Source organism: Massilimicrobiota sp. An142, assembly GCF_002160725.1.
In the GTDB taxonomy this organism is placed as follows: domain Bacteria; phylum Bacillota_I; class Bacilli_A; order Erysipelotrichales; family Coprobacillaceae; genus Allocoprobacillus; species Allocoprobacillus merdigallinarum.
Genome location: NZ_NFLD01000007.1, coordinates 98,565 through 109,841, shown reverse-complemented (window position 1 = coordinate 109,841; position 11,277 = coordinate 98,565). Strand labels below are relative to the sequence as shown.

The window sequence follows — 11,277 nt, the reverse complement described above, 5'->3', positions numbered from 1 at the left end:
AAATGGTATCCAAGTAGCCAGACATGTCATGTGTGCGGGACAGTTCATGATATTACAAAAGACCTGTCTGTCAGGGAATGGACATGCCCAGACTGTCATACACATCACAACAGAGATGTCAATGCTGCCATCAATATATTGAATGCTGGAATGCAGATGATGGCATAAAAATATATAATCGCCGTACTGATGGGACAACAGGAGAGTGCGACTATTTATATAGAAAACTCAAAGCTCGGGTATGCTGTGTTCGTTGGAGCACTCGACCGAGAAGCTCGTTATTTCAATGCCGAGTAGTTCACAAAGGAAGAGTGTATTATGAAAAAAGAAATGAAAGAAAATCTCAGACATACCGATACAAATGTCTTAAAAGATAGATTACAAAATTTATACGGACATGAGTGTCCTTTAGGCATGTCTTTGAATCAGTTAATGAAGATAACAGGAGAATTATTAATGGAAATAGCTAGTGAAAATGAAAATGGATATCCTTATAGAGGATACCATTATGAGGATAGATATTAGGAGGAAATAGTATGTTAATTAATGATTATGAAAAATTTGAAGAAATATATCAAAAAAAATCTGATGTATGGGGAATGACTTTCCACAAATCAGACAGCAAAAACAAAAACAGAAGATTTCATTGTCCTCCGGTGAAGGGACAAATTAAAAAGAAAGGTGATTACTACTATCAATTTGTACCTTATGGGAAACGAGGTCAGCTCGTTAACAGTAAATCAAGAGGTGTAAATATTACACACATCTATGACAATGAACAGGAGTGTATCCAGACATACAATCAATTTGTACAGGAAAGAATTGATGAATTGTACGAGCAGATTGATGAATTAAAGTCACTTATGAAGTAGAATGAAACTAATTATAATGATATAATTTTATAGAACATGAAAAGGAGGTATAAGATTGGACATTATATACATAATTGCTCTTATTGTTATTTTGTTTGTAGTTGTGATGTTATATTTGAAGTTGCAGGCAACAAATAAGTTATTATCTGAACACAAAAATAATGAAGGTATGGTACAACTACAATCCCTTCTCAATTCTCAGCAACAATCTATCTCAACCCTTAATCAGCAATCTCTTGATTCCATGAAAAATGAGGAGAAAATGGCAGAGCGTTTAAGAAACATGAATGAGAATGTACTGAGTTTAATGAAGGAATCTACTTCGTCAACTGAGAAAGTCAACGATATTGCTGGAAGAGTCAATGCTCTTAATGATATTATGGTCAATAAGAAATCTCGAGGGAACTGGGGAGAATACCAGCTCAATAATCTGTTAAGTGTCTATGCTGGAGATAACCAGGAGATTTTCGAGACACAATACACACTTAAAAACGGATATATTGGTGATGTTGCACTGCATTTACCAGGAACTGACAAAGTCATGATTATAGACTCGAAATTCCCATTAGAAAACTATCAAAATCTACTCAATAAAGATTTGTCTGATGTAGAAATGAGTAAATATGAGAGTCTATTCAAACAGAATATCAAAAAACACATCAATGACATTGCTAAGAAATATATCAATTCTCAAACTGTAGAAAATGCTGTGATGTTTATACCATCTGAAGCAATCTATATGTATGTCTGTGGCAATCATAGTGAATTGATAGAAGAAGCACATAAAAAACATATTTTGATAACATCCCCAACAACCTTGATAGGAGTAGTTTTTACTCTAGTGAATCTGACAAAGGATTTCAAAAGAAGTAGGAATATCAAGGCACTGGAAAAGGATATTGTTGGTATGTATCAGGATGTTGAAAGATTATATACACGATTAGATAAGGTGGATAATACCATCTCAAATCTTCAAAAGAACTTCAAGGACGTAAGGACGTCATCTGAAAAGATTGGTGGAAGAATTATGAAGATTTATGATGGGTACAATCCTGAAGAGAGTGAAACAGACGCTTAATGTTGCGTCTGTTTATTTTTGATAGAATATGATATATTTTATTAATAATAGAAAATAAAAGGAGACATTAGATATGATGAAATCAATAATTTTTTACCATCATTTTATAGAAAATATAAAAGATTTTCTCGATGGGAACGGGACAGAAGCCTATCATAACGCAGGGAAATGGACACATATCATTACCAAAAATAATGAAGGGCTGTCATTGATTGATAAGGCTTTGCTTGAAACCTTTCCAAATGCCAATATAGCGAATGAATATTATAGAATTGATAATTGTATCTATGAAAGTTTGGCTGAAGGTTATAAAAAGGATGGGGAATTAAACTTTCATCAATGGCGACTTCTGGCGGCTGTAGAACATGAAAATGCTTGGAATGACTGGAGTGACGAATTAGTCAAATTAACCTATATTCAATGTCCTTTAAGGGTGGTTATATCATATGGCGACTATGATTCAGAAAAGGAAGAATATACAAATGCTATGCATCTCGCCAATAAAATTGCTGAAGCTATCAATCTCAAAAGATATATATATGATGATGAAGAATTTATGTTGATATTTGGGCCTAGAATAAGTAGTATAAATGACGAAAAGGATATCGCCAAGTTGTATAAGGCGTATATATGGAATGGAGAATTCTTTCAGAAATTGTAGATAAAAAGACGTAAAATAGCATCTTTTCTTTTATTTATATAATTCTTCATGTTCATACTGAAGTCTAGCTTGAATAGCTTCTTCTTTTGTTTTGAAGTAGCCCAAATGTATATTGATATTATTTCTATAGACTGAAGCAATCCATGCTTTCTTTTGAGAATGAAAACGGACTCCTGTCATTATAACACTATTTTCTCTTTTGTTTCTAATATTTAAGGGCATGTAGTATATAACATTGCCCACTTTTTTATATTCATGCGGGAAAGTCTTATCTAGAAGTTGAAAAAGAGATTGATTACACATATCATAAGCTGAATAAAAACCATATTGTATAATTTCTTCTTCAGTTAAATTCATAATTGTTTCCTTGGTATAGCCTTTTTTATCAATAAGCCATTGTAGTGGAAGCTTGATAGTGTTTTCATTCCAATAAGATATGGGTGTGCATTTAAGTTCCCATGGTTGAATATAATCATGACCATATGCATTACACAATGCTTTATAAATACTTCCATTGAATTCTTCCATATATAGACACCCGACACCATTTTCAATGAAGGTTTCCTTTGTCATCTTATTTTTGATATCACTTTTTGTCCAATGAAGCTTTTCTTCTATCAGCCAGATTGTAGCTTCCTTAGCAGTTTCAAGATTCCAATAGCCTTTGGGGACAAAAAGAAGTTGCCATGGATGAAAGATATTCGGGAAGGCTGTATCAAGCATTTCGAACATATTATGATGAAAGACAGTATTATATAAGGAAGATAGCTTGTTTTCTTTTAGAAATTGAGAAGTCATATGAGAGGGAATTTCATCAATTTGCCAGCTTTTGACCTGAAAGCAGATATATTGAAAAATATCCTTAAATCTTTCATTTTTGAGTGCAGTATCAAAATATCCATTCGGATATCTTTTGATAGGTTTGCCTATCATAACCATCTGCCAAATCTCATGAGGTTTATAATCGTCTGGATTGATTCTCATCACAACATCCTCCTACATATAGTTCTTGCTAAATAGAACCTTTCCAATGATTTTCAGGTGTTTCTCCTTTGCATCTTTAAAAGAAAAGAATAAATCCTGACAATTGGCATTGCTTGCCTTAAGCAAATACCCATCATCTTCTTTAAAAAATCTTTTAATAGTGACTTCTTCATCATATGAGAAAACGCCTATTTCACCATTGTTGAGACATTCTGTTTTCTTGACATAGACAAGACCGCCATCAACAATCCCATCATTAATCATCGAATCACCAACAACTTTCAAGAAGAAGTCGCCTTTTTCATATTCATCTGGTGATATGACTTCATTGCCAAGAAAGTTTTCCTCGAGGAATAGGTCATAGCCAGCCTTGGCATATCCTAGAATTGGTCGATGCATTGTGATGGCTTTTCCTTGTAACAACATCTGGATATCATAACCTAACACCTGAGAAATATTATAAGCTGTTTCATCCTGTAGACTTCTCACTTCTCCTCTTAACCATCGCGCCACAGTATTCTTAGATACATGGAATCTTTCTGCAATCTGTTCGTTATTCAATTGATACCTGTTCTTGTATTCTCTGATTATATCCTTTAATTCCATGATTTCACCTCAAGCAAATTATATACGAAAAAGCTTGATAAATAAAGCATTTTCCAATAATTACTATCCAAAGTATACAAAATTATGTTGATTATGTATACTTTCTCGCTATATAATAAAGACATACAAGGGAGTTGAGTGGTGATGGATAGAATTTATTTATGTATTGATTTGAAATCTTTTTATGCCTCAGTCGAGTGTGCAGAAAGAGGAATTGACCCATTTGAAATTAATTTGGTTGTAGCTGACCCATCGAGAGGCGGTGGAGCTATTACCTTGGCGGCAACACCTGCAATCAAGAAATTAGGGGTTCCAAGTCGAGGGAGAATTTATGAGATACCAAAGGACATTGAGTATATCATTGCACCTCCTCGAATGAGTCTTTATATGGAATATTCAGCGAAGATTTATGGGATTATGCTTAAATACATCAGTGCAGATGATATTCATGTCTACTCATGTGATGAAGCTTTTCTAGATGTGACAACATATATTTCTCTATATAAGAAAACGGCAAAACAGATTGCTCAGATGATTTTAGATGATATTTTAAAGGAGACGAATATCACTGCAACGGTTGGCATTGGCTCAAATCTTTATTTGGCAAAGGTGGCTTTAGATATTACAGCAAAGCATTCGCCTAATAATATGGGATTCTTGGATGAAGGGTTATACAGACAATTGTTATGGCATCATAAACCTCTGACAGATTTTTGGCATGTCGGGCCAGGAACAGCAAACAGATTGGCCATGCTAGGGATTGATGATATGGCAGGTATTGCACACTGTGATGAAAAGGTTCTATATAAGATTTTTGGAGTCAATGCTGAATATCTGATTGACCATAGCTGGGGCAGAGAGCCCTGTACAATAGAGGATATTAAAGCGTATAAGCCAAAGGCAAATAGCATTTCCAATTCACAGATACTCTTTGAAGACTACAAAACCAATGATGCATTTCTCGTCATGAAGGAAATGGTCGATGTCAATGTCCTACAACTCACTGAGAATCATCTTGTGACAAACCATATTTCACTCTTTATAGGTTATTCCAAGAATGTTATCAAGCCATCAAGAGGGAGTCGAAAGATTGGTGTGACAACAAATTCCTGTAAGTTGCTTATGGAAGAGTTTATCCTTCTTTTTAAGAAAATCATTGTGAAAGACTATCCCATCAGGCAGATTGCTATTAGTTTTGGCAACCTGAAGGATGAATACTTTGAGCAATATAATCTTTTTACTGATATGGAAGACATAGACAAAGAAAGACGATTACAGCAGACTTTAGTATTCATTCAAAATAAGTATGGGAAGAATGCCGTCTTAAAAGGAATGAATTTTTATGACAAGGCAACCCAGAGAAAACGAAATACTCTCATAGGCGGGCATAATGCCAAGTAGAAAAGAGGTGTGATATTGATGGCCAAAAGAAGTCGAGCCCATCGAGCGCAGATGTTTCAGTCTTTTGATGCATTGAAAGGCTTTAGAGAGATATTAAAAGAACAGGAAAGAGTTGAAGTACCAAGGGCAAGTTTGATGGAAGATGAATTAGAGATTTTGGATAGAAAGATTCATCAGGTCAAAAAGGGAATGATGGTATCTGTTGTGTATTTTGATAGAGGTAAATATTATCAGATTGAAGGTATAGTCTCTAAACTCAACCTAGATACTAGAATTATCCAGATAGTCAAGACAAAGCTGAATCTCAAGGATATTGTTGCTATCAATGGGGAAGAGTTGGATGAGTTTTTCTAGGATTTGGGTTGAAATTATTCCTCAAATTGATGATAAAATATGATATACTATATATGTACCTATAAACGAGTATGAGACGCACATTGAGTGTGTCTTTTTTTTATGGGAAAAACAAGGAGGAAGAAATATGTTAGAACCAAAATTAATGGAAGTATTTGAAAAGTATTGTAATGATTTAGAAGAACAAAATAAGGAATTAACAGAAGAAGTTATCGCTCTTAGAGAAAGAAATGATTATCTTGAAAGGAGAAATGAATATCTAGAAGGCGCATTAGAAGAAATTCAAGATATTGCTTCTGAATATGAATATGATGAAGAAGAGGATGACGAGGAAGAATACGAAGATGGAGATGATAAAGCTTATATGGATAGCTATACAAATCCACTTGGTATTTCCATGAGAGATATGTTCAAAATTGGAGAAGCTGCCAAAGATATGATGTCACCAGCCGAACAGGCCATGTTTGATATGATGAAGAAATCATTAGGCATTACAGAAGAAGATTTAAAATAAACGAAAAGAAAATGACTTTCACTCTATGTGAGAGTCTTTTATTTTTAGAAGAAAGGAAGGAAATTATGATTGAGTTTTATAAAAAACATGATGTTTGTTTGTTAGAAATAGATAAGAAAGATGATTTGCATGTATTTTCTCGTCAATTTAATAGAATAGAGGGAAGATATTATTTAATTTATCTGGAAAACAAAAATATTGTTTCATGTTTGATTGAAAATGACCAAATAGTATCAAAAGACTATTTTTCTATTGTTAATCTCAATTCATGGGGAGAAAAGGATAACGAATCCTTGAAACAGTTTCTTAAAAAATATACAGACACCTATAAATTTGACTATGAAGACGATTTTTTCAATAAAGTCAAAAGAGAAATTATAGTTTCTATATCAGATAACATTTCATTTAAAGAGATAGGCCCTCAATATGTAAGATTGATAGATAATAATTATCAGATGCCTGAAATGATGGTTTTTGGGAATTTGAAATATCTTTCAATGTGTGAAAAAGCACTGAAATCAGGAGTGTCATTTGAAGGACTTAAAAAAACTATGCCATTATATAGTCATAGTTGGGATTTTGATAATAAATTTGATGGAATTATACAGCAATTTATTCAATGTTATAGTGGAATTGATATCTGTACACTGAATAAATTATATCATTTAAATAATTGTGGACCAGATGGGCTAAAGACTATTTTTGGCTTTTTTCAATGTTTCACTAAGTTAGATATCATTTCTATTAACGGGATTTTAGAATGTATTTTATTAATATTGAATGATTTTCCTAAACTTAAAACAAAGATATTATTAGAATTTATCATTCGTAACTTATTAAAGCGAGGAAAAGGATGGGTGCTGTTTAATGAAAGTCATTGCAATGTACTCAATCATGTCTTTCAAGAAATAGTTGATGTTGTCAATATGGCAAAACAGTTAAATATTCATTTAACATCAGAAATTATCAGAAACTATCACTTATATCATGATGATTTTTCTAATCAGATAGAAATTATTGCCAACAAGGAAAAGACTGATAATTTTAAAAAAGTATGTAAGGAAAACTCTAAACTTTTAAAATATTTACCAGAAAGCAATCAATATACAGTCATTTGTCCAGAAAAGCCAGAAGATTTATCTAAGGAAGGGCATGATATGCATAATTGTGTTGCCAGTTATTTTAATAGAGTTGTTGATAATACATCTAAAATCTACTTCATGAGAAAAAAATCTTATATTGATAGTTCCTTTATAACTGTTGAGCTAAACTCATTTAATGAAGCTATTCAATACAAAAGAAAAGGAAATAGGGCTGTCAGCAAAAAAGAAGCAAAGTATATTAAGGAATGGGTTTCTAATATCAAAAACAATGAAAGGGGAATGATGAATGAATCTATTTGAAAAATACCATATTGAAAAAAATGGAATTAAATTTGATACAAAGAAATTATGTTGTTGTGGACACGCTGTTGAATTAAATGAGAATGTATGTCCTCATTGTGGTTTGAGTCTAAAAAGAAGCGACTTAATATTTAAAACGTCTTATCAAAAGCAAATTAGATTTGAAACAGACAATCATTTTCGAGCATACATGCTTTACATTAATTTTGCAAAAGAAACAGTTGAAGAAAAGAAACTTTGGGATATTTCACTTCATTTAACATTACAAGATATTCCAGAATGTAGAAATGACAAATTAGTGTATCGAAGAAAACTTTGTTCATTTCAAGGTGATAACCAGGATAAAAGATATATAAAAGACTGTCTCCTTCAGTACATAGATGATAGTGATATGAATATTCATTATATATATCCAGATAGAAGCATGTACATTAATGAAATATTGATGGATATTATTTTATACAATATAGATAAATCATTTTTTCAGTATGAAAGGGCTAGAAGTTATTTCTTTTATGATGGTTTTATGGAAAAATATAATCTTTTAAAAGCAAACTTCGATTTTGCTAAATTGGATTTTGATGAAGAGTATATAACGTATATGTTTGGTTATTTAAATAAGCATAAATCATTAGAAGGATTAAATTTAACATTTGAAGAGCAAAAAAGATTTATGTACATATATCATGAATTATATTATTATATTAACCATAACAAGACGAATTTACTTACTTGTAGTCCAAAGGAAGCGTTGGCCCTTTGTCAGATATGGTTTGATAATCCTATGGATATAAAAGAGATATGTTCAATGTATAGTAGCTATCTTGATACCAACTACACTCTTTATAAAATCCCAGAACAAGGCTTGACGCCTCAATTTATGGCTTATGTCATCAATAACTGGGAATTGGTAAAGAAATTGCATGTTTCCATTGAAGAAGCTGATGAGTATTTGAAAAAATTGCATGATAATTCTCTTCAGACTCTACTAAAAATCCACCAGCTATCAAAAGCAAGGGAATCCTAGAGATATACGAACAGAGAGCAAGAAGCTCTCTTTTTTTCATCATCAACTCTATTGACATCCCATTTCTATTCTTTCATAATACTATCAGGTGATAAAATGGTAAAAAAGACACAACAAGATAGAAACAAAAGACAGATAAAGAATCTGCAAAGAGAAAATAAAAATACAAAAGATGCTCTTGAAATTCTAAAAAAAGCCATTAAGAATGACAAAAATAAAGACAAATATCCAAATTTATTGAAGAAGACTAATCTTTATCAAGATTAGTTTTTCTTTTTACTAACACATTTATAAAATTCCTAAGAAAACTTGTAATAATCCTAAAATTATGATATACTATTCATGATACATGGAAAGAAATTCCATGAACTTTTATAATGAAAGGATGATGAAACATGGCTATTGATAAAGACTTCAGCCACCGTTTAAAAGAATATCGTAAATTCAAGAATTTGACGCAAAAAGAAGTCGCTTCTCATCTCAATGTCCCTCATTCTGCCATTTCTGATATAGAAAATGGAAAGAGAGACGTTACAGTTAGTGAATTGAAGATATTGTCCAAACTTTATGGACGTAGCGTGGAAGAGATGATAAATGGTAAAAAGTATGATTATTACAATATTGCCAATATTGCACGACTGCTTACAGAATTGCCTGATGACGACTTGAAAGAAGTGATGTTCATTATTGAATATAAACGTAAGCGAAACTCTCAACAGTAGCTATTAACATCCTTGGAGGTTGAGCATGCAAAGAAAGGATATTAAATACAATACAGAATCCAGAAAACTCTGTATTGCTTCATATGATGAATCCAAGGATTTATTTGGAAATTTTAGTAATCAAGAATTTGATGAGTTTTATAACAGCATTATTAATAAAAGCGAATTAAGGGGATTGGATTTTGCTCCCGTTTCAAAAGAGATGCCCATCTCCCAAGAAACTTTAAAACACCTAAAGAAACAGCTTCAACTTTTTGAATCCCTGTTTTATACATATTTAGATATTTATAAAGAGATTAGGGAGAATTCAACCCCTCATAAGTTCTCAACACCTCGCTATATAGATGAAGTCGAGATGGATAAGTCATATCTTTTCGTTTTCAATGATGGACAGGATGGACAAAACTATGATTTAAACAACTACGAAACCTTCTTAAATCTATATAGCTATCCAGAAAAGGTACTGAAAGTCAATGACAATATCCTAAGAAGTCAGCTGACTGAATTCATTGATATAGAAGGATTGAAGGTAAGCGGATTATTGAGAAGTGGTGATGAAGAAAATCTCTTTTACAAGTTGCTTGAGGCACAAATGGACAAAAGAATAGATAATGCCTATTTTGAGATGGCAGAAAAAGCATATAAACAATACATCTATATGAAGAAACGTATAGATGCAAAGAATTATATGGATAAAAAACTGGAGCCATTCAGTATGGAATATCTCATATTAAAAGATATACAGTTTGAAGGAAGCGTTTTTGGAAGACAGGATTTTACAATTGATAGAATTATCTTTTCTGATAAAGGTATTTTTGTCTTATCATTATTCAATGAAGGAGTGAGCGGTGAGACAATTGTCGTCCCTGCTGACAATAAATGGACTTTAAAAGATAAAGAAGGTCTTATCACAGAGCTTGATTCTCCAGTAGAAAAGAATGCATTAGACTGTGTAGCTATCAAGAGACTGATAAGAATCAATTATAACGATGAAATACTACCAGTCGTTCCTCTTATTGTTGTTGCTAATGATGAAGTGAAGATAGAGAATCAGTCTATTCATAAAGTCATCAGAGGCACCGATATTTATTCTGTTATAGAAGAATATCCTAAAAAGATAGATATGAGAAAGGCAATGGAAATAGGTAACACCATTTATAGTTATAGATATAAAGAGGAAACAAAGAATTTTGATAGTTTTTTGTCAACACTCGAAAGTGCCTACGCTGTCTATAATGATGAAATCTTGTATAATCATATTAGATTCTATCTTCCACGTCTGACACAATGGTTATTGAAAGTGCAGAGAGATGATTATTACAAGAATGGAATCAGAAAAAGAACAATTATGAAATGTGTATTTGGCGTACTATCAGTCATCGGATTGATTTTATATGGTTCACATTTCTTTATTAATAAGGAAAACATTCCTGCAATCTTCCTATCATCTATGTTTTTATGCATCTGTATAGGTAATATTGTCAATGAACAGAGATACATAGGTTCTTGGAAGCATGGGTATGAAGAAGGAGATTGTTATAAGGTGGAAAGACATATAGGAATTTTTGGAGGATTTGGTATGATGTTAATAGAAGCACTGGTTTTAAGTGCTATTATGATAGTACCAATGATGATATAGAAAGGAATAGAAGATA

At 32.2% G+C, this 11,277-nt stretch carries 15 protein-coding genes; 13 read left to right on the top strand and 2 right to left on the bottom strand.

The features are described 5' to 3' along the window. The 5 genes from B5E87_RS05005 to B5E87_RS04985 form a co-directional block, all read left to right on the top strand. Positions 1-168, top strand: a 168-nt coding sequence (locus tag B5E87_RS05005; RefSeq protein WP_143746878.1) for a zinc ribbon domain-containing protein, incomplete at its 5' end; no start/stop codon positions are given. Positions 169-318: 150 nt separating this feature from the next. Beyond that, the gene (locus B5E87_RS05000) at positions 319-525 is read left to right on the top strand and encodes a hypothetical protein (RefSeq protein WP_087243824.1); all 207 of its coding nucleotides are present in this window, start codon (positions 319-321) and stop codon (positions 523-525) included. Positions 526-536: 11 nt separating this feature from the next. Further along, entirely contained in the window at positions 537-872 is a 336-nt protein-coding gene (locus B5E87_RS04995; protein ID WP_087243823.1) for a hypothetical protein, read from the top strand. 55 nt (positions 873-927) lie between these two features. Then, positions 928-1,950: a DNA recombination protein RmuC gene (locus B5E87_RS04990; protein WP_087243822.1), complete on the top strand. Its 1,023-nt coding sequence runs from the start codon at positions 928-930 to the stop codon at positions 1,948-1,950. A 73-nt stretch (positions 1,951-2,023) separates the two neighbouring features. Further along, the gene (locus B5E87_RS04985) at positions 2,024-2,611 is read left to right on the top strand and encodes a hypothetical protein (protein WP_087243821.1); all 588 of its coding nucleotides are present in this window, start codon (positions 2,024-2,026) and stop codon (positions 2,609-2,611) included. A 30-nt stretch (positions 2,612-2,641) separates the two neighbouring features. On the opposite strand, the gene B5E87_RS04980 is transcribed toward B5E87_RS04985, so the two are convergent. Further along, positions 2,642-3,595, bottom strand: coding sequence for a DUF4046 domain-containing protein (locus tag B5E87_RS04980; protein WP_087243820.1), 954 nt, complete (start codon positions 3,593-3,595; stop codon positions 2,642-2,644). Between the two features lie 12 nt (positions 3,596-3,607). After that, the gene (locus B5E87_RS04975) at positions 3,608-4,201 is read right to left on the bottom strand and encodes a LexA family protein (protein ID WP_087243819.1); all 594 of its coding nucleotides are present in this window, start codon (positions 4,199-4,201) and stop codon (positions 3,608-3,610) included. A gap of 144 nt (positions 4,202-4,345) precedes the next feature. On the opposite strand from B5E87_RS04975, the gene B5E87_RS04970 reads away from it, so the two are divergent. The 8 genes from B5E87_RS04970 to B5E87_RS04940 all read left to right on the top strand — a co-directional run bounded on the left by B5E87_RS04970 (position 4,346) and on the right by B5E87_RS04940 (position 11,261). Continuing rightward, positions 4,346-5,602: a Y-family DNA polymerase gene (locus B5E87_RS04970; RefSeq protein ID WP_087243818.1), complete on the top strand. Its 1,257-nt coding sequence runs from the start codon at positions 4,346-4,348 to the stop codon at positions 5,600-5,602. Between the two features lie 18 nt (positions 5,603-5,620). After that, the gene (locus tag B5E87_RS04965; protein ID WP_087243817.1) at positions 5,621-5,956 is read left to right on the top strand and encodes a YolD-like family protein; all 336 of its coding nucleotides are present in this window, start codon (positions 5,621-5,623) and stop codon (positions 5,954-5,956) included. 127 nt (positions 5,957-6,083) lie between these two features. Continuing rightward, a complete protein-coding gene (locus B5E87_RS04960; protein WP_087243816.1) occupies positions 6,084-6,470 on the top strand; it encodes a hypothetical protein in 387 nt (128 codons plus the stop codon). A gap of 65 nt (positions 6,471-6,535) precedes the next feature. Then, positions 6,536-7,873 (top strand): PcfJ domain-containing protein, encoded by a 1,338-nt coding sequence (locus tag B5E87_RS04955; RefSeq protein ID WP_158095559.1) that lies wholly within the window; start codon positions 6,536-6,538, stop codon positions 7,871-7,873. Next, on the top strand, positions 7,860-8,900 hold the full coding sequence (locus B5E87_RS04950) for a hypothetical protein (protein WP_087243814.1): 1,041 nt from the start codon (positions 7,860-7,862) through the stop codon (positions 8,898-8,900). The genes B5E87_RS04955 and B5E87_RS04950 overlap by 14 nt, the downstream gene beginning before the upstream one ends. Before the next feature lie 96 nt (positions 8,901-8,996). After that, positions 8,997-9,167: a hypothetical protein gene (locus tag B5E87_RS14990; protein WP_158095558.1), complete on the top strand. Its 171-nt coding sequence runs from the start codon at positions 8,997-8,999 to the stop codon at positions 9,165-9,167. 128 nt (positions 9,168-9,295) lie between these two features. After that, positions 9,296-9,622, top strand: coding sequence for a helix-turn-helix domain-containing protein (locus B5E87_RS04945; RefSeq protein ID WP_087243813.1), 327 nt, complete (start codon positions 9,296-9,298; stop codon positions 9,620-9,622). Positions 9,623-9,647: 25 nt separating this feature from the next. Next, positions 9,648-11,261: an NERD domain-containing protein gene (locus B5E87_RS04940; protein WP_087243812.1), complete on the top strand. Its 1,614-nt coding sequence runs from the start codon at positions 9,648-9,650 to the stop codon at positions 11,259-11,261. Positions 11,262-11,277 lie beyond the last annotated feature (16 nt).